This is a genomic window from Collinsella aerofaciens (assembly GCF_015552075.1).
GTDB classification, from domain to species: domain Bacteria; phylum Actinomycetota; class Coriobacteriia; order Coriobacteriales; family Coriobacteriaceae; genus Collinsella; species Collinsella aerofaciens_Y.
In genome coordinates, this window is sequence record NZ_JADNDZ010000053.1 from 14144 (window position 1) to 34984 (window position 20841).

A 20841-nucleotide genomic window follows, 5' to 3' on the forward strand; every position below is an offset into this window, starting at 1 on the left:
CTGAGAACTATCGCGGCATCTTAGTCTGTGTTTGCGCAAGGCTGTGCTCAATGTTGCCGTATCATAAGCCGTCGCAAACGTGAAATAGAAAGAAGGAATCCCATATGCAACTGGCAAATATCGTACGCGAGCGCTGGAAAGGCGTCTTGTTCTGCCTGATCATCGCCATTCCCGCGACGTTGCTCGGCAAACAGGTTGAGGTGGTCGGCGGTCCGGTATTCGCCATCCTCTTTGGCATGGTCCTGGCGCTCGTCTTTCCCAAGAATCGTCGCGAACAGCTCGCCGCCGGCGTCACCTATACGTCCAAAAAAGTCTTGCAGTACGCGGTTATCCTGCTTGGCTTTGGCATGAACCTCTCCCAGATTCTGTCCAAGGGCGCCCAGTCGCTGCCGATTATCGTGGCGACAATCTCGACCTCGCTTGTCATCGCCTTTGTGCTCTGCCGCGTTATGAACGTGCCGGGCAAGATCGCGACGCTTGTGGGTGTGGGTTCGTCGATTTGCGGCGGTTCTGCCATCGCTGCGACCGCGCCCGTCATCGATGCCGACGATCGCGAGATTGCCCAAGCCATTTCGGTCATCTTCCTGTTTAACGTTATCGCGGCGCTCGTGTTTCCGACGCTCGGCGGCATGCTCGGGCTGACCAACGAGGGCTTTGGCCTGTTTGCCGGCACCGCCATCAACGACACCTCGTCGGTAACGGCTGCGGCGAGCGCCTGGGATAGCATGCATCCCGGCGCCAATGTGCTCGAAAGCGCCACAGTGGTTAAGCTCACCAGGACGCTGGCCATTATTCCCATTACATTGGCTCTCGCATGCTGGCAGATGCATCTGGCGCGCAAGGCCGGCGGCGACGCCAAAAGCACGTTCTCGCTTAAACGTGCGTTTCCCATGTTCGTGTTGTTCTTTGTGCTGGCGAGCGTGATCACCACGGTGCTTCAGCTTCCTGCGTCCATTACGGCGCCCATCAAGGAGCTGTCGAAGTTCCTTATTGTGATGGCCATGGCGGCTATTGGCTTTAATACCGATATCGTCGAGCTGGTCAAAAAGGGCGGCAAACCCATCGCGTTGGGCTTTTGCTGCTGGATTGGCATTGCATGCATGAGTTTGGGAATGCAGCACGTGCTGGGAATCTGGTAGAGAAGTAGCTGATTTGCGTGTTGCGTGCTGGCGAGCGCATTCTCACGGTGGAGCGATAGGAGCTCTTGCGGGTATGGCTTGTCCGCAGGTTGATAGGTCCCGAAGAGCTCTTATCGCCCCGCCAGGATGGCGATGCGGGGCAATTCATATATTCGCAAGAAGGCACCGCGGGCCCTATAGTGTTTGGTGAACATTATCGTTCAATTTTGAAACACTTGAGATGCCAAGCCACAGATAAGGGCCGCGGCTGGAGACGGGGCGAACCATGGACAGCGATGCCAAGCTGCAGATTCTGATTGAGGCATTGTCCGCAGCCGGAGTATCGGCGCTGGCAATCGACGGGCGCGGTGGCGTTGTAATCTCGACTATGAGTGACGCGGCGCTCGAGCAGGATATCGCTGCTTTTGTTTCTGAGCGTCTCGCTCGCGTGGGCGATGGGGCACGCCTGGTGATGGGCCACGAGGGCGTGCGGTTGAGCTTGACGGTGCGCCCGACGGCCAAGGAGCGCGGAGCGCTTTGGGTGGTCGTGGCGCATGAGGTGCGCGCCGCTGCGACGCATGCGGGCATCGAGTGGCTCAATGCCGACGAAGTCGAGGCTCGCTACGAGTCGAGCACGCACGGCATCGTCGAAGATGCGGCAGCGGTCGCTGCCCCCGTACGGGAGAGCTACGCACGCGGGGTGCCCCTTATGCTCGAGGGTGAACTGGGCGCGGGGCAGGACCAGATTGCAAAACGCCTGTACCTGGATGGACCCTATGCCGATCAGCCCTTTGTGTCCGTTGCGCTCGATGAGCTTACGGATCGCGGTTGGCGCCATCTGCTCAAAAGTTCCGAATCGCCGCTATTCCAAACGGGGCTGACGCTTTGCGTGAGCGGCTGGCATGCTGTTGGCCCCCAACGTCTGCGCGAGCTCGTGTCCGCAATGATCGACACGGCGCTCGCAACTCGTTGCCATGTGGTGTTGACGGCAAACGATATGCCGGGCGGCGGCGAAAGCGATCAGGCTGCTTTTGTAACCGAGCGTCTGGCCTGTGCAGTGAGTGTGGCGCCGGCGATTGCCGAGCAGGGCGGCGCGTCGGAAAAGGTTGCGCGCTATCTAGGGTATCTGGCAGATATGTTTAAGACGGGTGCCCCCATGTTGTCCGCCGCCGCGGCAGAGACGCTCGATGCGTACCGTTGGCCCCGCAATTACCTGCAGCTGCGTGAAGTCTCTGAACGACTCTATATATTAGTGGGGGCTGGAACGGTGGAGCGTGCCGTGGCGAAAGAGGTGCTTGCCCAGGAGGACGTTATCAAGACCGCGACCTTTGGCGCCCCGGCGCTCGAAAGCGATTTGTACATCTTGCGTCCCCTGGCCGATACCGAGCGCGATGTCGCACGGTTGGTCCTGCAGTACCTTCACGGCAACAGGACACGTGCGGCAGAGGTGCTCGGTATAAGCCGCACGACTTTATGGCGCCTGCTGAAGGACAACGACCGCTGAGCGAGGCGCCGTGACCGCGTGCGGCGCGTGTGATACAGTCCAAAGAAGCATTGTTTCGATTGTGTTACGGCGTGCGGGGGAGTATGGCGGAGACTTCAAAAACGAACCGAACAAAGCGAAGTGCGGCGCCGGTCGGCCGGCGTACGACTTCGCGGACGTGGGGCAAAAGCGCCTCGGGGTTCGACGGCTCGTTCAAGCGCACAAAATATGGCTATCCTTCGGCAAGCGCTCGCTTGGCCATGCAGGCCGAGTCCTCGTTGTGGGGACGAAGGCGCGTGGTGGGCTCAAAGCTCAAGCACGATGGAACGCTTGGCTACATTAGCCGCGGTGCTGCCCGCCGTAGCGGCCTCAATCCTGCAGGCTGGCATCGTTACGTGCCGATCGTGGTCGTTGCCGCGATAATCGTCATCGCGCTCGCGGCGCTCGGATATGCCGGCGACGGCGCGAGTCTGGGCGCGATGTTCAAATCGCCTGAACTTGCGCATGCTGGCACGGAGCTTGTTGAAGGCGCACAAGACCAGACGGGTGTGGCGCCCCAGCGCGGTATGGTCGCAGCTGCTGCCACCATTGCCGATGCTCAAAAGGACGAAGGCGGGCAAAGCGACGACGCCGATGCGAGTCAGACGAGCGAAACGGCAACAACTCCATCGGCAAGATAAGTTGCGAGTGGGGCAGCAAATATGGGACGGGGCCTTTTAGCTGCCCAAGACAGTGGCTCACTCGATGTCAGGCACCAACAGCGAGCGGGCCGCATTTGCGCCAAGGTGACGTGAAATGAGAGGGCGCTGACCTTTTGGTCGCGCCCTCGAAATTGAACGTCAGATTGGCGTTAATGCGGCTCGCGCAGCGTCAACGGTTCCGCCGTTCGTTAGAACGGCGGAACATACACCACGTTGTCGCGGCGCGGCTTTGCTTCGGGAAGCGTGCCCTCGGCATAGCCCAGAATGCAGTTGCCCACACCGCGCAGGCTTCCGTCGGCGGGCAGACCCCACTTGGTCAGCAGTTCCAGTCCCTCGGGTGAGTCAAAGACCTCGTGCGCGCGGTGGATCCAACACGAATCGACGCCCAGCGCATAGGCTGCGTTGAGCAGGTTGCCCATGGCGAGCGAGCCGTCTTCCAGGTGCGTGGGCACGCTGCGGTCGACCAGCGCCACCACAACGGTCTTGGCGCCGTAGAAGGGATCTCCCTCTCTGCCCATAACTTGGGCGTTGAGCTGCGAGAGGCGCTCGACGGTTGCGGGGTCGGTGACGGCGACGAACGTGACCGGCTGGCGTCCCATGCCGCTCGGCGCGTACTGGCCGGCTTCGATAATGCGTGCGAGCTTCTCGGCCTCGACAGGGCGATCGCTGTATTTGCGGCAGCTGCGGCGGTGGATGAGTGCTTCGATGGTCTCCATGGGTCCTCCTGACGTTGGTTTCGATGCCTCGTTCTTACCCGCCGAACCAAAACCGTAATCGCGTAGTCGGCCCCAAACAACGCAAGCTACCAAGTGGAATAGTTGGTTTGCATAAAACTTCAGCCAGAATGTGACAAACCGGTGGGATGGTTAAACGTTTTATCCCGTCTACCCTGCGGTTTTTTACCACTTGCCTAAATGATGCGCGCATAAGCTCTGATAAAGGTTTTACTAAAGGAGCACCAACGTTTATCAACGCGCCATGGTGGCGCCGGGCCAGGAGGTAACATCATGTTCCAGGCTGGAGATGTCGTCGAGACCGACTTCGAAGGATTTCTGAAGCTGCTGCGTTCCAAGACGCGCGCTTTCGTGTCGATCAATGATCACGAGTACTACATCACGCACACCGATGGCTATTGGCGTGTTCAGGATTGCGAGGCCCTCAACGATAAGGGCCACTTTACTGACTGCTCCGAGCTGGTCAACACGGTCTGCGAGGTCGTCGAGCTGCCGTGGATCTGCGGCAAGAGCCTGCACGATAGCTTCTCGGGCGCCACGGTCTACGAGGCCGTTGCTGCCTAACGGCCAACAACTGATATTCTCTCGCAACCGCCGGCGCCGCCCCCGCGCCGGCGGTCTTTTTTTGTCGATATGCTTATGTAGAGCCGACCATAAACAACGAGCGTATTGACGATAGTCAAAACTCGGACTAATGTAGAGATATAAATTGGTCAAAACTCGGACTATCGAATGGTGGGAGAGATGAATAGTGCAGTTAGCCTGGTCGATTTCGACCGGATGCTTAACGGGCTTGACCGTATCTATTCGGAGTTCGCGCGTACCTGCGGTCTTTCGGACTGCGCCTACTGGATGCTCGTCGACACGAGTGCAGCGGGCGGAAGCGTTGCCGTGAGTCGGCTGACGAGTGAATGGTTCTACAGCAAACAGACCATCAATTCGGCGATCAAGACGCTTAGGGCGCGAGGGCTTGCGACGTTGGAGTTTGCCGAGGGCAGTCGTAAGAACAAGGTTGTGCGATTGACCGAAGAAGGCGTGCGGTTTGCCAAGCGCTACGCGTTACCGGCGCAAAAAGCCGAGCAACAGGCATTCGAAGCGCTCGAGCCGTGGGAACAGCGCGAGATCATGTGCCTGGTCGGTAAATTCTCCCATGTTCTGAACGAAGAGCGCGAGGCATTTAAACGGCAAGTGGCCGCCGAGAACGAGGCTGACGATAAGGGCGAGGGGGACACATGCGACTCTTAATGAGGTTTATGAGGCCGTACCGCGGTCTGATTGCGGTGACGCTGTTTGCGGTGCTGATAGATAACGTCGGTACGCTGTTGGTTCCCACGATGCTGGCGAACATGGTCAACACCGGTATTACCACGGGCGATGTCGACTATATTTTACGTAACGGCCTGTACATGCTTATCGCGACCGGCATGGCCAGCGGCGGCACGGTGCTGGGCTGCTATCTTTCGGCGCGCCTGGCCGCCAACGTGGCCTGCGATATCCGCAATGCTGTGTACGACAAGTCGCTCGAGCTGTCCGCCAGCGACTTTGAGCGCTTTGGCACGGGTTCGATGATCACACGCTCGCTCAACGACATCAACGTGATTCAGCAAGCTGTCCTTCAGACGATTCAGCTGGTGTTGCCGGTGCCATTCTTGGCCGTGGCAGGCATCATTTTTGCTTGGTTCATCGATCCCGCCATGGGCACGCTGCTGGGCGTGGTGGTTGCGATCGTGCTGGTGGCGGCGGTCTTTACGGTGGCTAACGCCGCGCCGATTTTTATGCGCCTGCAGAGCTTTATCGACCGCATGAACGTGGTGCTGCGCGAGAACATCGTGGGCGTGCGCGTCATCCGCGCATTTAACAAGGAGCGCCACGAGGAGCAGCGCCTGGACGAGGTGTTTAGCGATTACGCGGCCAACGCCATCAAGGTCAACCACCTGTTTGTGGGCCTCGACAGCTCCAGCTTCTTTTTGATGAACATCGCCGAGGTGGCGGTGCTGTGGGTGGGCGGCAACCGCGTGGGCGTCCACGCCATGCAAATCGGCAGCATTTCGGCCGTGTTGGAATACGCGATCCTGATTCTTTTCTTTGTGATGATGGCGCAGATGGTGATTCTGACGCTTCCGCGCGCCGCGGCGTGCCTCAACCGTGCGCAGCAGGTGCTCGAAATCGAGCCGAGCATCGTGGACGGCAAGGCTACGCTGGGCGACGGGGCGCCTGAGTCCGCAGACGGAGCCGACGCGGTCGCCGTGTTCGATCATATGTCGTTTCGTTTTGACGACGCCGACGAGGACACGCTGTGCAATCTGAGCTTTACCTGTCGCCGCGGTCAGACGACCGCGATCGTCGGCTCGACGGGCTCGGGCAAATCGACGGTGGCCAAGCTCCTGCTGCGCTTCCACGATGCCACCAAGGGCGCCATTCGCCTGGACGGCGTTGATCTGCACGACCTTTCGCAAGACGAGATTCGCGGGCGCATTGCCTATGTGCCGCAAAAGGCATGGCTGTTCTCGGGCACCGTAGCAAGCAATCTGCGCTTTGGCAACGAAGGCGCGACTGAGGCCGACATGCTTCATGCGCTCCGGGTTGCCCAGAGCACCTTTGTGCTCGATCAGCCGCAGGGGCTCGATACCCCGGTGGCGCAGGGCGGCACGAACTTTTCGGGCGGCCAGCGCCAGCGTCTGGCCATCGCCCGTGCGCTCATGAAGCATGCCGATCTATATATCTTCGATGACAGTTTCTCGGCCCTGGACTTTAAGACCGATGCCGCCCTGCGCCATGCGTTGCAAGACGAGACGCGTGACGCTGCGGTGCTCATCATCGCGCAGCGTATCTCGACCATTCTGCATGCCGACCAGATCGTGGTGCTCAGGGATGGCGAGGTCGTGGGCCTAGGCACGCACGACGAGCTCATGGAAACCTGCGAGGTGTACCGTGCTATCGCGGAATCGCAGATGAAGGGAGGTGAGTAGCATGACCGAGGAGCTCAAGAAGCAGGGCATCGCCGATGGCGCCGCGGATGCAGAGACAGTTGAGGAGACGGGCGCCACGCCCGACCTGGACGAAGCCGCCAAGGCGGCGGAGCGCGAGGCTCGTCGCCAGGCACTCTATGAGGAAAATGAGCGCGCCGAGGACGAGCGCGCCCGCGCCGAGGCGGAGCGCATGCGCGACGTTGACGACGAGGATGAGGACGAGACACCCCGCGACACCTGGGCGACGGTGCGCCGCCTGTGGAGCGAGGCTGCCGGCGACCACTGGCGCTTCTATATCGTGTTCGCGAGCATTGTGTTCTATGCCATCTTTAACACCGCCGCGCCGGCATACAGCGCCCGCGTGATCGATGAGCTGTGGGGCCACATTCAGGTGGCGTTTGCCAACGACACCACCTTCAACATCACCTGGGAGAACTGCGGCAGGACCATCTTCATCTACTTTATGATCTGGACGGCCGCTGCCTCGTTCTACGCACTCCAGAGCTTTTTGATGTCGAGCGTGGCCGAACGCCTCAACCTGCTCCTACGCAACCGCATCGCACAAAAGCTCAACCGTCTGCCGCTTGCCTTCTTTGACGCGCATCGTCCCGGTGAGGTCGTCAGCCGTGCGACCAACGACTTGGACAAGATGTCCGAGAGCATGCAGCGCGGCTTGCTGCAGCTTCTGGTGTCGATCGGTACCGTGGTGGGCGCCGTGAGCGTGATGTTCGTGTTTAGCGTGCCGCTCACGCTCGTCTTTTTGTTCTTTACGGCGTTGTCGCTGCTGGTGACCAAGGTGGTCTCGCGCCGCACGCATGACGTGACCGGTGAGCGCCAGGAGTGGGTGTCCAAGATTACGAGTGCGGTTGAGGAAGGCTACTCGGGCCGTCTGGTGATTCGCGCGTTTAACCGCGAGCGTCAGAGTTCTGCCGAGGTGCACCAGGCCTCGGGCGAGCTGGCGCGCGTGAGTGCCAAGGCCGACTTCATGATTAACGCCGTCGGCCCCGCGGTGCGCTTTATCGGCCGCCTGGCACAGATCGTGATTGCGATTGTGGGCTGCAGCATGCTGGTTGCCGGCCACATGACCGTCGGCGTGTTCCAGGCGTTCTTCCAGTTTATCTACGAGGCATCCGAGCCCATGACGCAGCTGTCGTTTACCTTCAACTCGCTGCAGAGCGCGCTGGCGAGTGCGGAGCGCGTGTTCGACCTGCTCGATGAACCCGAGATGGAGGCGGATCCGCAGCCGGGCGAGGCCGCCAAGCTGCCGGGTCGCGTGGAGGGCCGCGTCGCCTTTGAGCATGTGCGCTTTGGCTATTCGCCCGACAAGCCGCTCATGCGCGATGTGTCGTTTACCGCCGAGCCGGGCCAGAAGATCGCCGTGGTGGGAACCACGGGCGCGGGCAAAACCACGCTCATCAATCTGCTCATGCGCTTCTACGAGATTGACGGCGGGCGCATTACGCTCGACGGCGTGGACACGAGCCGCATGGATCGTGGCGAGCTGCGCCAGCAGTTTGGCATGGTGTTGCAGGATGCCTGGCTGTTCGACGGAACGATTGCCGAGAATATCGCCTACGGCTGCCCCGAGGCAACGCGCGATGAGATCGTGGCGGCCGCACGCGCCGCGCAGGTCGACTTCTTTGTGCGCACCATGCCGCAGGGCTACGACACGCGCGTGGCCAACGATGCCGAAAGTATCAGCCAGGGCCAGCGTCAGCTGCTGACCATTGCGCGCGTGCTGCTCAACAACCCGGCGATTCTCATCCTGGACGAGGCGACCTCAAGCGTGGACACGCGCACCGAGCTTGCCATCGGCCGCGCCATGGACGCTCTCATGCATGGGCGCACGAGCTTTGTGATCGCGCATCGCCTGTCGACGATTGTGGATGCCGACCTGATTCTGGTCATGGACCACGGCAACATTATCGAGCAGGGCACGCATAAGGAGCTGCTCGCGGCCGAGGGCGCTTACGCCGACCTCTATCTGAGTCAGTTCGCATAATGTGACAAAGGGACAGTCCCTTTGCCACATCACAAATAAGGCGCGCTGGGGGTGAATCCTCTGGCGCGCCTTTGCGTTGGCGTCAATGTTGTCGGTGGCCGTCCGGCTCTAGCGCTCGTCCACGAGCTTGGCGACGAGGGCCTTGAGCTCGGCCACCTCTCGCTCGAGTTCCTTGACGCGGCGGGCATTCTCGGTGATGCCCTGGCGGTTGAGCGCGGACTGCTCGGCGGCATCGTCGGGCATATACTCGCGGTGCTGCTTGGCATCGAAGCTCTCCTCGAACACGCGGCAGCCGTTGCGCTTGATGATGCGTCCCGGCACGCCCACGACGGTGCAGTTGTCGGGTACGTCCTTGACGACGACCGAATTGCCGCCGATTTTGACGTTGTTGCCGATGCGAATGTTGCCGAGCACTTTAGCGCCTGTGCCCACGGTGACGTTGTTGCCCAGGGTGGGGTGGCGCTTGCCGGTCTCGTTGCCGGTGCCGCCAAGCGTGACGCCCTGGTAGAGCACGCAGTTGTCGCCCACAATGGTGGTTTCGCCGATGACGACGCCCATGGCGTGGTCGATAAAGAAATGCTTGCCGATCTGTGCAGCGGGATGAATCTCGACGCCGGTAATGTGGCGGGTGATTTGCGAGAGCACACGGGCGAGCGAGCGATGGCCATGCTCCCAGAGCCAGTGCTCTGGCACGTGGTTCCACTTGGCGTGCAGGCCGGGATAGGAAAGGAAGATGACCAGACCGTTTTGCGCGGCGGGGTCCTGCGCCTGGACGGTCTTGATGTCCTCGCGAATGGTATTGATAAAGCTCACCGACCGCCCTCCCTTAGCGCCATGGCAATGCGATTCAATAAAGTATAGCGATTCGCTAGGGATTAGGAAGGACAATCTTGGCGGCTTTGCACGACAGGTGTCAGTTATGCAAACTTGCTGGTAATGGAGTCATGCTTTTGTGGGGTTGCGCACGAGGGGGCACCGCAACCGTATACTGGTCAACTTGGACGTGTCCGCGCCCACAACTGAGAGGTTTTACTTCATGGGTTTCATCAATTTTATCGCCGAGCTGCTCAAAGACCCGCGCACCGCGATTGCCAGCTGGATCGCCGCCGGCCCGCTTATGGCCTACGGCTGCGTGTTCCTGATTATCTTTATCGAGACAGGCGTGGTGTTCTTCCCGTTTCTCCCTGGCGATTCGCTGCTGTTTGCTTCGGGCTTCTTTGCCCACAACGGTGGCTTTAACATCGTGGCCCTGCTGGCCACCGCATGGGCCGCAGCCATCCTGGGCGATCAGTGCAACTTTATGATCGGCCACTTCTTTGGTCGCAAGATCATCGCCTCGGGCAAGGTAAAGGCCATGACGCCCGAGCGCATCAAAAAGTCCGAGGACTTCTTGGATAAGTGGGGCCACCTGGCCATCTTCCTGGGCCGCTTCTTTCCGTTTATCCGCACCTTTGTGCCCTTTATCGCCGGCATGGGCGGCATGCACTGGCGCAACTTCGTTGTCTTTAACGTGCTGGGCGGCATTACCTGGTCGACGCTCTTTACGCTGCTGGGCTACTTCTTTGGCGGCATTCCCTTTGTGCAGGAGCACTTTGAGCTGCTGATTATCGGCATTGTCGCCGTGTCGATCATCCCGACCGTGGTCGGCCTGGTTAAGGCTAAGCTGGGCAAAAAGAACGTGTAGCTCGAGCCAGCGCGCAGACCGTGCAGTTGAGGCCCGTCACCGCTTACGGTGGCGGGCCTCTTTAGTTTCGGTCAAATGAAAATACTTTACTTAGTTAAAGAAAAGCGTTTTATCAGACGCGTGCGGGGAGTACAATCTCATGCATGCGAATCGACGTGCCATCGGCTTTGATGCCGTTCGCGTGTCCCGTCCGGCTCTACGCTCCGGGCGTGCGACGTTGCGACGCGGTCGGCCTCGGTCCTTGCGTGCGAGTTCGCGAGTATGCAACTGTGTATGTAAGGAGCGACATATGACTGTCGAGAAGAAGGATATCGATTGGGGTAGCCTCGGCTTTGGCTACATGAAGACCGATTACAGCTACGAGGCTCATTGGAAGGACGGCGAGTGGGACGAGGGCGGCCTGACCACCGACCACACCTTGCATGTCTCCGAGTGCGGCGGCATCTTCCATTATTGCCAGGAGGTCTTTGAGGGCCTGAAGGCCTACACCGCCGAGGACGGCAGCATCGTCTGCTTCCGTCCCGACATGAACGCCGAGCGCATGTATAACTCTGCCCAGCGCCTCGAGATGCCCCCGTTCCCCAAGGACAAGTTCGTTGAGGCCGTTAAGCAGGTCGTTTCTGCCAACGCCGCCTGGGTTCCGCCCTTCGGCTCCGGTGCGACCCTGTACGTGCGTCCGTTTATGATCGGCTCCGGTGACGTGATCGGCGTGGCTCCCGCTCCTGAGTACACGTTCCGCATTCTCGTGACCCCGGTCGGTCCGTACTTTAAGGGCGGCCTTAAGCCCGTTAAGCTGCGCGTTTCCGAGTATGACCGCGCGGCCCCGCATGGCACCGGCAATATCAAGGCCGGCCTCAACTACGCCATGTCCCTCAAGCCCACGATGGAGGCCCATCGCGAGGGTTATGCCGAGAACCTGTATCTCGACTCCGAGTCCCGCACCTATGTCGAGGAGACCGGTGGCGCGAACGTTCTGTTCGTGAAGGAGGACGGCACCCTCGTCGTTCCTCAGTCGCACACCGACTCCATCCTGCCCTCCATCACCCGTCGCTCGCTCGTTCAGGTTGCCGAGGATTTGGGCATGACCGTCGACCAGCGTCCCGTCGAGTGGGCCGAGGTCAAGGCCGGCACCTTTGTGGAGTGCGGCCTGTGCGGCACCGCTGCCGTCATCTCCCCGGTGGGCGAGATCGACAACAAGGTCTACGGTGCCGATGAGACCGTGACCTTCCCGGCTGGCTGCACCGAGATCGGCCCCGTGATGAAGAAGCTTCGCGAGACCCTGACCGGTATCCAGTCCGGTGCTGTCGAGGATAAGCACAACTGGGTTTACACCGTCGCATAAGCAGTCTTAGCTGTCCGGCCCGAGGGCAACCTTCCTTTCCGGTGCGTCCTCGGACATGAAAGAACCCCCGCTGCGCACTACGTGCGGCGGAGGTTCTTTCGTCCTGTGGAATGCGCCGGGAGATAGGCCGGTCCGCCTCGGTCGAGTGCTCTGCATTCCTTGCCAGGAGGTTACTGGGCTGTAGGGAAGATGGTGCGCGGCCTTTTGGCCGCGCGTTGTGCGTGGATAAGAAAAGGGCCCAAGGTTTGTGCCTTGGGCCCCAAAGGGCTGATGAACTGGCTTAAGACTCGGCCGTGATTGTTAGAACTTGACGGTCGGTGCCTGGCGGGTGGCTTCAGCTGCCTCGAAGCCCTGGCGCTCCTTAAACTGGAAGATGCCGGCAAAGATAACAGCCGGGAACGTCTGGATGGCGTTGTTGTAGCTGAGCACGCAATCGTTGTAGCTCTGGCGTGCGTAGCTCACCTTGTTCTCGGTGTCCTCGAGCGTGGACTGGAGCTGCGTAAAGTTGGTGTTCGCCTTAAGGTCGGGGTAGGCCTCGGCCACGGCAAAGAGCTGGCGCAGCGCACCGGTCAGCACGTTGTCGGCTTCCATCTTGGCCTCGGGGGTGGTGGCGCTTACGGCGGCGTTGCGCGCGTTGACCACGGCGGCGAGCGTGTCCTGCTCGTGTTTTGCGTAGCCCTTGACGGTCTCGACCAAGTTGGGGATCAGGTCGTTGCGGCGCTGCAGTTGCGTGTCGATGTTCTGCCAAGCGTTATCGATGCGATTGCGCTTGGTGACCATGTTGTTGTAGATGCCGGCGATGGCGCAGGCGATCACAACGACAACAACGATACCGATGATGACGGGAAGCATGATGTCTCCGTTTCGAATGGCAGCGGCGTTTTGCGCCTGCCGTTGTTGGTATAACGTATCTAGTATACCCGCAACCTTTGGCGGTGCCGAACTTTCCGGTAAGCGTTGTGTTTCAATCAGGGAGGGGGCGCCAATAACGAACGGGTGGTACAGGTGTAAGATATGCGACAAATTAAGGAATGCTGTCTACGCCTTGAGGATGGCGATACGGATGGACCTTCGCATCAAGAAAACCTATCGTGCCCTGTTCGATGCCTTTACCGAGCTTTTGGAAGAGCATCGGTTTGAGGATTTGACGGTTGCCATGCTTTGCGACCGGGCCCTAATTCGCCGCACGACGTTCTATAAGCATTTTCGCGATAAAAACGATTACTTTGCCTTCTATATCGATGAGCTTATGACGGGCCTGCCGCAAAACCGGACCGATGCAGCGGACGCGGAGCCGTTTGATGACGTACAGGCGCTTCGTCACGAGGTCTTTGAAGATGCCATGAATATGATTCTGGCACATGAGCAACTCATGGATAACATTTTGGCAAGCAGCATGTCGGGCATGCTGACCGGCATGATTTGCGACCGCATTGCGCGTTCCATCCGTGAGCGTGTGATGAGCTCGCTTGCCGAAGACGCCCTGGCGCCCGTTTCACTCGAGACGACATCGGAGTTTATCGCCGGTGGCATTATTCGATTGTTCACAAACTGGTGGGAATCGGGCCACGCTCTTGAGCGTCGACCCGAGATAGCCGACGTGGTCGATGCGCTGTTTGAGCGCACCATGACGCCGGTGCATCACTAGAAGTGGCGGAGAGAGGGGGATTCGAACCCCCGGAACGCTCTCGCGCTCAACGGTTTTCAAGACCGCCGCATTCAACCGCTCTGCCATCTCTCCGTGAGTCGTAATGATAGCATCGTTTTGAATTTGCAACAGGGAAGGCGAACGATGACGAGCACCGAAATCGACGAGAAGTTCATGCGCGAGGCGCTGGCCGAGGCGCGCGCCGCTGCTGCGGTGGGCGAGGTACCGATTGGTGCCGTGGTGGTGCGCGCGGGCGAGATTGTCGCGCGGGCGCATAATCGTCGCGAGCTCGACCAGGACCCTTCGGCGCATGCAGAGTTCGCGGCCCTGTGCGCTGCCGCTCGGTCGCTCGGTCGCTGGCGCCTTTCCGATTGCACGGTCTATGTAACGCTCGAGCCTTGCTGCATGTGTGCGGGGCTTATGGTCAACGCGCGCGTGGGGCGCTGCGTGTATGGCGCGGCTGATGCCAAGGCGGGCGCGCTGGGTTCGCTATATGACCTGAATGCCGATTCGCGCCTGAACCATCGGTTTAATGTAGCCGCCGGCGTGCTGGCGGATGAGTGTCGTGAGGTGTTGAGCGGCTATTTTAGTGGGCTGCGTGGCGCCGATGGTGCTGGCTGCGGTTGTGGGGCCGATCTTGAGGCGCATGCCGCTCATGCCGAGGCACTCGCGTGTGCCGAAGAAATTGCCGCTGAGGCGGTTGACTTTGGCCCCGCGTGCCGCCGGCCCCGCCGCGTGCTGTTGGCGATCGACTCCTTTAAGGGTAGCGTTTCGAGCGCGCGGGCGGAGGCGGCGGTTGCCGAAGGCGTTCGCCGTGTGTGGCCTGATGCCCAGGTGGCCGCATTGCCGTTGGCAGACGGTGGCGAGGGAACGCTCGACGCCGTTGCCGCCTGCGGTGGCGAGCTTGTGACCTGCGAGGTTGCAGGCCCCTTGGGCGACCGCGTGTCTGCACGGATGCTGGTGGATGCCGAGCGCGAGTCGGCTGTAATTGAGATGGCCGAAGCCGCGGGCATCGGGTACTCGCCTTGCACGGAGTCGGCGGCGTTGGCGGCCACAACCTATGGCGTGGGTGAGCTGATGCTCCGTGCGGTCCGTGCCGGGGCAAAGACTATCTATATTGGCTTGGGCGGCAGTGCCACCAACGACGGCGGCGCCGGCATGCTGCAGGCGCTGGGCGCGCGTCTTGTCGATGACCGTGGCTGCGATATCGCGCCGGGGCTCGCGGGCCTTGAACGAGTCGCCGGTGTTGACCTGACGCCGGCGCTTCGGGTGCTGGGCGGCGCACGCATCGTGGTGCTTTCCGATGTCGAGAATCCGCTCGTGGGGCGTCGCGGGGCGCTTGCGGTGTTTGGCGGGCAAAAGGGCCTGCCGGCGGGGGATGCCGAGGCCCTGGGCAAGTACGACAGCTGGATGGTCGGTTACGGCCGCCTGCTCGATGCGGCGATTACCGGGGTGCGGGCTCAGGGGTTGTTGCGCGTGCTCGAGGGTGCACGGACATTTGGCTCGGTGCTCGGTGTGCCCGGCGCCGGTGCCGCCGGCGGCCTGGGCGCCGCACTGTTGGCGCTCGGCGCCGAGCTACGTTCGGGCGTGGAGACGGTGCTCGATCTGATTGGGTTTGACGAGCGCGTACGCGATGTCGACCTGGTCATTACAGGCGAGGGTAATATGGACGAGCAATCCGCCGCCGGTAAGGCACCGGTGGGCGTGGCCCGTCGTGCGAAGCGATATGGCAAGCCGGTGGTCGCCGTCGTGGGCGGTCGTGCCGACAACCTGGATGCGGCGTATGGGCAGGGTGTCGACTTAGTTCTGCCGGTCTGTCGCAGACCCATGCCCCTTGACCAAGCGCTCGACCCCCAGGAAGCCACAACCAACCTCATCTGCGCCGGTGAAGCCGCCGCCCGATCCTACGACCTCGCCCGTATCTAAGTCTTTCCGGGCAAGTCTCAATAAGTTGCGGTGGAATAGTTCCTGTTTTTGGCCTTGGGTCGTAAAACAGGAACTATTCCACCGCAACTCAAAAGTGGTCTTTTGGCCCTGTCCCAAATTAGCTATCTTGCCCCATCGGGCGGGAGCGGGTAAGATATACCGAGCGCCTAGCGCGTTCGATGGGTTCGGATGACGACATGTTCCGAATCTGGTCAGGTCCGGAAGGAAGCAGCCATAAGGAGCCTCTGTCGGGCATCCGAATCCATCGAGTGCGCAGGCGCTTTTTGGTGCCGCGGCTACCCGCGAGTGCCGGCAGGGCGCTTGGTGTCTCGCTGGTCCTCGGCTTCGCCTGCGGGATCGCTCGACTACCAAGCGCCCTGCCGGCACTCGCGGGTAGCCGACCAAAACCGCCTGAAGGGTCACATTTATCTGATAATTGAATCCCTGGCGTTATGCCGCTCGCTGGCGTTGCCAAAACATCGGCTGCTACATGCCTTGGGCGCTAGCGAACGTCGCCCTTACATCTGTAACGAGTTGCTTACGCATCTCCGGGACTCGCCGTACTATCATGAATCAGATTGAAGAGAGATGATGATAGGGAGCGCCTTCTATGATTGAGCTGCTCAGGCGTTTTGGTGGTAAGTTTCGCCGGTATATGGTGATTGGTCCTGTGTGCAAGCTGATCGAAGTGATCTTTGACCTGCTTACGCCGCTCGTGATTGCTCAAATGATCGATAAGGGCATTGGCTCGCACGACGTGAACGCCGTTATCCACTACGGCATGGTACTTGGCGCCATGGCTGTGATCGGCATCTCGTTTACGCTCGTTTGCCAAAAGATGGCGGCGCTCACCTCGCAGGGCATGGGCACCGACATTCGAGGCGCGCTCTACCAGCACATCAATAAGCTGAGCTATGTCGAACTCGACCGCTTTGGCACGCCGTCGCTCATCACGCGCGTCACCAACGACGTCAACCAGGTGCAGCTTGCCGTGGCGCTGGGCGTACGCATGCTCATCCGCTGGCCCTTCCTGGCGGTGGGCTCTATGTGTGCGGCCCTTGCCATCGACCTTAAGCTCGGCATGATCTTTTTGATTTGCACGCCCGCCATCGGCTTGGTGTTTTGGTTTGTCATGGCGCGCTGCATCCCGTACTACAAACAGCTGCAGGCGAAGCTCGATCGCATTGCGCTCATTTGCCGCGAGGGGCTTTCGGGCGCTCGCGTGGTTCGCGCCTTCGTGCGCGAGGACCACGAGCGCGAGCGCTTTGCCCAAGCTGCCGATGACCAGGCCCATACCGCCATCGCGGTGGGCAAGCTCTCGTCGGTCCTCAACCCCGTAACGTTTTTGGTGATGAACCTGGGCGTGTGCGCCATCCTGTGGGTGGGCGGCATCCAGGTCAACGTGGGCGAACTCACACAGGGCCAGGTCATGGCGTTTGTGAACTACATGACGCAGACCCTCACCTCCATCGTCTACGTTGCCAACCTAGTCGTTGTCTTTACCAAGGCGAGCGCCAGCGCGTCGCGCATCAACGAGGTGCTCAACTGCGAGCCGAGCATCACCGACGAGGGCAACCAGCCGGTCGCGCTGCCCGAGCCGAGCGAACTGGCGGGTGGTGCTGCTTCAGTCCCCGCGCTGAGCTTTGACCATGCAAGCTTTTCGTTTGGCGCGGGCGCGGCAAATGCCGTGAGCGATGTGACTCTCGAGCTGCCGGTGGGCAAAACCCTCGGCATTATCGGCGGTACGGGCAGCGGCAAGTCCACGCTCGTCTCGCTTATCCCGCGCCTGTACGATGCGAGCGCCGGCAGCGTGAGCGTGATGGGCGCCGACGTGCGCGCCTGGCCGCTCGACCAGCTGCGCCGTGTGGTCGCGACCGTCCCACAGCGCGCGTCGCTGGTGAGCGGCACCATCCGCAGCAACCTGACCTGGCGCGATGAGGCGGCAACCGACGAGGAACTCTGGGCGGCACTCGACATGGCGCAGGCGAGCGAGTTCGTGCGCAACAAGCCGCAGGGGCTCGATGCCCCGGTCGAGGCCGGCGGCAAGAACTTCAGCGGCGGACAACGTCAGCGTCTGACTATCGCGCGTGCTCTGGTGGAATACCCGCAGATTCTCGTTATGGACGATTCGGCATCGGCGCTCGATGTAAAGACGGATGCGGCCCTGCGCCGTGCGGTGCGCGAACTCGCAGGAAGAGCCCCGGTGTTTTCGAGGGGTGTCCCCATGACAACGGTGATTGTGAGCCAGCGCGTCTCGACCGTGCGCGACGCCGACATGATCTGCGTACTCGACCACGGCTCGGTTGCGGGCCTGGGCACGCATGACGAGCTGTACGCGACCTGCCAGCTCTATCGCGAGATTTGCCAGTCGCAGCTGCGCCGCGAGGAGTTCGAGGGCCAGCAGGGGAGTTCGGCGCCCGCGTCCGCTCCAAGTCCCGCGTCCGCCCCGGCTGCCCCCGCATCCGTCTGCGCAAAGGAGGGCTGCTAAATGAATCCGTATACTTCTTCCGGTTCGGTCGCCACGATGACGGCCAACGTGTCCGGCAACGATAACCTCAGCGACTTGGGTGACGACCCGCGTCAGCCCGGCGACCCCGAGCGCTATCCCGTGGGCGCGGTAACTCGCCGCCTACTGGGCTACGTCCGTCCGCACCGCGTCTCGTTTACGGCGTCGTTTGTGAGTGCCGCCGCCTCGGTGATTTTGCAGCTCTACACACCTATTCTCATCGGCGAGGGCATCGACCTGATCGTCGCCGCCGGGCAGGTGGACTTCGACGCGCTGCTGCCGCTTGTCACCAAGCTCGCGATTGTCGTCGTAGGTGCCGCGGCCTTCCAGTGGCTGCAGGGCTACTGCGTCAACCGCCTGTCCTACGAGACGGTGCGCGACATGCGCGTGGAGGCGAGCGACAAGCTCAGCCGCATGCCGCTCAGCCTTATCGACAGCCACGCCCACGGCGACCTTATGAGCCGCGTGGTCAACGATGTCGACCAGGTGGGCGACGGTCTGCTGCAGGGCTTTACTCAGCTTTTCACCGGCGTTATCACCATTGTGGGTACGCTCGCGTTTATGCTCTCCATCAACCTGACCATGACGCTCGTGGTGGTGCTCGTCACGCCCCTTTCCATTTTTGCAGCCGGCGCCATCGCCAAGCTTTCCAACAAGAGTTTTACGGCACAGCAGCGCATTCAAGGGCAGCTCGGTGGTCATATCGAGGAGTATGTGGGCGAGCAGAAGCTTGTCGACGCCTTTGCCTACGGCCCGAACGCCCAAGCGCGCTTCGACGCCCTCAACGCCGAGCTCTACACCGCGGGCGAGCGCGCGCAGTTTATGGGTTCGCTCTCCAACCCCGGCACGCGCTTTATCAATAACATCATCTATGCCGTGGTCGCCGTGATCGGCTGCGTGGGCGTGATCACGGGCGTGCCCGCGGCGCTTACGGTGGGCGGCGTGCAGATTTTCCTGTCCTACGCCAACCAGTACACCAAGCCGTTCAACGAGGTCACCAACGTCATTACGCAGATCCAGACCGCGTATGCCTCGGCGCGCCGCATGTTTGCACTGCTCGATGCCCGCGAGCAGGAGCCCAATGCGCCAGATGCCGTGGAGCTTGCCGCCCCGCAGGGCGAGGTGACCTTTGAACACGTGGGCTTTAGCTATGTGCCCGACCGCAAGCTGCTGCAGGATATCTGCATCGAGGCCAAGCCCGGCATGCGCTTTGCCCTGGTCGGTCCCACGGGCTGCGGAAAGACAACGCTCATCAATCTGCTGCTGCGTTTTTACGATATCGATGCCGGCCGCATCATGGTCGATGGCCGGTCTTCGCGTGACTACACGCGTGCAAGCCTGCGCCGCGCCTTTGGCATGGTGCTGCAGGATACGTGGCTGTTCGAGGGCACGGTGGCGGACAACATCGCTTACGGTTGCCCAGGAGCTACGCGCGAGCAGGTCATCGAAGCCGCCAAGCGCGCGCACGCGCACAAGTTTATCGTGCAGCTGCCAGGCGGCTACGACACGGTGATTGGCGAGGACGGCGGCACGTTTAGTCAGGGCCAAAAGCAGCTGCTGTGCATCGCGCGCGTCATGCTCACCGACCCGGCGATTCTGCTGCTGGACGAGGCGACCTCGAGTATCGACACACGTACCGAGCTGCAGGTGCAGGCGGCATTCGACGAGCTCATGGCCGGCCGCACAAGCTTTGTGGTGGCGCACCGCCTGTCGACGATCCGCAACGCCGATTGCATTCTGGTCATGCGCGACGGCCAGATTATCGAGCGCGGCACGCACGACGAGCTGCTAGCGGCAGGCGGCTTCTACGCCGAACTCTACCGCAGCCAGTTTGCCCAGTGAGCAAGGCGTGGGGCAAATGAATCAGGTTCGTTCGTTCCACGTCTTAAGTATTTGGGGGCTTGCGCTGCGGACGTTTTGCCCTCATCGGTGTCGCCCATGTCGCCAATCGGCAGAAGGTGGTTTACATCTGTCACGTTAGTACTAAGATATTCATCTAATAAATTGCATTAGTGGCTTTAGTTTTGGGGGAAACGAGCAACGTGACTATGACATGCTCTTTGGTGGTCAACAGCAAGAGCGGTAATACCAGGATGGTTTCGGGCGCAATCAAGCGTGCCCTGCAGGCTGCAGGCGTCGAGTTTATTCACGCTGCCGCGCTGAGCGACGATGCGGATGCAGATCAGGTTGCGCTCGAGGCGCAGGGTGCCTGCGCTGCCGATACGGTGCTCGTTGGCTTTTGGTGCGACAAGGGCGCATGCACGCCTTCGGTCGCGGCGTTGCTCTCCGCCTTGCACGGCAAGCGCGTCTTTCTGTTTGGTACCTGCGGTTTTGGTGCCGATCAGAGCTATTACCAGCAGATTATCGACCGCGTAACTTCCAATTTGGCTGGGGATGCCGAGCTTGCGGGCTGGGCAATGTGCCAGGGCAAGATGGGTCCCGCGGTCAAGCAGCGCTACGAGGCCATGCTCGAGCAAGATCCCGACAACGCCCGCGCTAAGTTGCTGCTCGATAACTGGGTCGCCGCAAAGGATCACCCCACCAAGGAAGATCTGGACAACATGGCTGCAGCCGCCAAAAAGGCCGTGCTGGGGGAGTAGCTCCCATCGCTGACGGCGGTCGGTCCATCTTTCTAAATGAAACGTCCTCCCGGGCGTCGGGGGCACGAAGTTCCCTGCTCTACAGTCCTGCGCAAGACGAAGGCCACATTAAGTGGCCTTCTTTGCGT

At 60.9% G+C, this 20841-nt stretch carries 17 protein-coding genes, 1 tRNA gene and 1 other RNA gene; 15 read left to right on the forward strand and 4 right to left on the reverse strand.

Going from position 1 to position 20841, the window contains the following annotated elements; genetic code table 11:
• The first annotated feature begins 104 nt into the window (after positions 1 to 104).
• From I2D41_RS03815 to I2D41_RS03825, 3 genes are all read left to right on the forward strand, one after another.
• Positions 105 to 1139 carry a YeiH family protein gene (locus tag I2D41_RS03815; protein WP_195363597.1) on the forward strand — a complete coding sequence of 345 codons (1035 nt, stop codon included), beginning with the start codon at positions 105 to 107 and terminating at the stop codon, positions 1137 to 1139.
• 265 nt (positions 1140 to 1404) lie between these two features.
• Positions 1405 to 2622, forward strand: a complete 1218-nt coding sequence (locus I2D41_RS03820) for a helix-turn-helix domain-containing protein (RefSeq protein WP_195363598.1) — start codon at positions 1405 to 1407, stop codon at positions 2620 to 2622.
• Between the two features lie 278 nt (positions 2623 to 2900).
• Positions 2901 to 3281 (forward strand): hypothetical protein, encoded by a 381-nt coding sequence (locus tag I2D41_RS03825; RefSeq protein ID WP_118081712.1) that lies wholly within the window; start codon positions 2901 to 2903, stop codon positions 3279 to 3281.
• Positions 3282 to 3490: 209 nt separating this feature from the next.
• On the opposite strand, the gene I2D41_RS03830 is transcribed toward I2D41_RS03825, so the two are convergent.
• Positions 3491 to 4018: a nitroreductase family protein gene (locus tag I2D41_RS03830; RefSeq protein ID WP_195363599.1), complete on the reverse strand. Its 528-nt coding sequence runs from the start codon at positions 4016 to 4018 to the stop codon at positions 3491 to 3493.
• Positions 4019 to 4309: 291 nt separating this feature from the next.
• Between I2D41_RS03830 and I2D41_RS03835 the strand changes: the two genes are divergently transcribed.
• The 4 genes from I2D41_RS03835 to I2D41_RS03850 all read left to right on the forward strand — a co-directional run bounded on the left by I2D41_RS03835 (position 4310) and on the right by I2D41_RS03850 (position 9007).
• Entirely contained in the window at positions 4310 to 4600 is a 291-nt protein-coding gene (locus tag I2D41_RS03835; RefSeq protein WP_118260475.1) for a CDP-alcohol phosphatidyltransferase, read from the forward strand.
• Between the two features lie 180 nt (positions 4601 to 4780).
• On the forward strand, positions 4781 to 5281 hold the full coding sequence (locus I2D41_RS03840) for a MarR family winged helix-turn-helix transcriptional regulator (RefSeq protein ID WP_195363600.1): 501 nt from the start codon (positions 4781 to 4783) through the stop codon (positions 5279 to 5281).
• A complete protein-coding gene (locus tag I2D41_RS03845; RefSeq protein ID WP_229042107.1) occupies positions 5281 to 7005 on the forward strand; it encodes an ABC transporter ATP-binding protein in 1725 nt (574 codons plus the stop codon). Before I2D41_RS03840 ends, I2D41_RS03845 begins: the two co-directional genes overlap by 1 nt.
• A gap of 1 nt (position 7006) precedes the next feature.
• Positions 7007 to 9007 (forward strand): ABC transporter ATP-binding protein, encoded by a 2001-nt coding sequence (locus I2D41_RS03850; protein ID WP_229042101.1) that lies wholly within the window; start codon positions 7007 to 7009, stop codon positions 9005 to 9007.
• A 108-nt stretch (positions 9008 to 9115) separates the two neighbouring features.
• On the opposite strand, the gene cysE is transcribed toward I2D41_RS03850, so the two are convergent.
• Positions 9116 to 9820 carry a serine O-acetyltransferase gene (gene cysE / locus I2D41_RS03855; protein ID WP_035138740.1) on the reverse strand — a complete coding sequence of 235 codons (705 nt, stop codon included), beginning with the start codon at positions 9818 to 9820 and terminating at the stop codon, positions 9116 to 9118.
• A 223-nt stretch (positions 9821 to 10043) separates the two neighbouring features.
• Between cysE and I2D41_RS03860 the strand changes: the two genes are divergently transcribed.
• Positions 10044 to 10691 (forward strand): DedA family protein, encoded by a 648-nt coding sequence (locus tag I2D41_RS03860; protein WP_195363602.1) that lies wholly within the window; start codon positions 10044 to 10046, stop codon positions 10689 to 10691.
• Positions 10692 to 10980: 289 nt separating this feature from the next.
• Positions 10981 to 12033, forward strand: a complete 1053-nt coding sequence (locus tag I2D41_RS03865) for a branched-chain amino acid aminotransferase (RefSeq protein ID WP_195363603.1) — start codon at positions 10981 to 10983, stop codon at positions 12031 to 12033.
• 300 nt (positions 12034 to 12333) lie between these two features.
• Here I2D41_RS03865 and I2D41_RS03870 read toward each other — a convergent pair whose 3' ends face one another.
• Positions 12334 to 12885: a LemA family protein gene (locus I2D41_RS03870; protein ID WP_195363604.1), complete on the reverse strand. Its 552-nt coding sequence runs from the start codon at positions 12883 to 12885 to the stop codon at positions 12334 to 12336.
• A 211-nt stretch (positions 12886 to 13096) separates the two neighbouring features.
• Here I2D41_RS03870 and I2D41_RS03875 point away from each other — a divergent pair, with 211 nt between their 5' ends.
• Positions 13097 to 13681 (forward strand): TetR/AcrR family transcriptional regulator, encoded by a 585-nt coding sequence (locus tag I2D41_RS03875; RefSeq protein ID WP_195363605.1) that lies wholly within the window; start codon positions 13097 to 13099, stop codon positions 13679 to 13681.
• A gap of 3 nt (positions 13682 to 13684) precedes the next feature.
• Here I2D41_RS03875 and I2D41_RS03880 read toward each other — a convergent pair.
• Positions 13685 to 13774 (reverse strand) — tRNA-Ser (locus tag I2D41_RS03880).
• 51 nt (positions 13775 to 13825) lie between these two features.
• Here I2D41_RS03880 and tadA point away from each other — a divergent pair.
• From tadA to bilS, 5 genes are all read left to right on the forward strand, one after another.
• Positions 13826 to 15607: a tRNA adenosine(34) deaminase TadA gene (tadA, locus tag I2D41_RS03885; RefSeq protein ID WP_195363606.1), complete on the forward strand. Its 1782-nt coding sequence runs from the start codon at positions 13826 to 13828 to the stop codon at positions 15605 to 15607.
• Positions 15608 to 15783: 176 nt separating this feature from the next.
• Positions 15784 to 15879, forward strand: an RNA gene (gene ffs / locus I2D41_RS03890) — signal recognition particle sRNA small type.
• A 338-nt stretch (positions 15880 to 16217) separates the two neighbouring features.
• Positions 16218 to 18095 (forward strand): ABC transporter ATP-binding protein, encoded by a 1878-nt coding sequence (locus I2D41_RS03895; protein WP_229042105.1) that lies wholly within the window; start codon positions 16218 to 16220, stop codon positions 18093 to 18095.
• Entirely contained in the window at positions 18096 to 19955 is a 1860-nt protein-coding gene (locus I2D41_RS03900) for an ABC transporter ATP-binding protein (protein ID WP_195363607.1), read from the forward strand.
• Positions 19956 to 20161: 206 nt separating this feature from the next.
• The gene (gene bilS, locus I2D41_RS03905; protein WP_195363608.1) at positions 20162 to 20713 is read left to right on the forward strand and encodes a flavodoxin family protein BilS; all 552 of its coding nucleotides are present in this window, start codon (positions 20162 to 20164) and stop codon (positions 20711 to 20713) included.
• Positions 20714 to 20841: the final 128 nt, after the last annotated feature.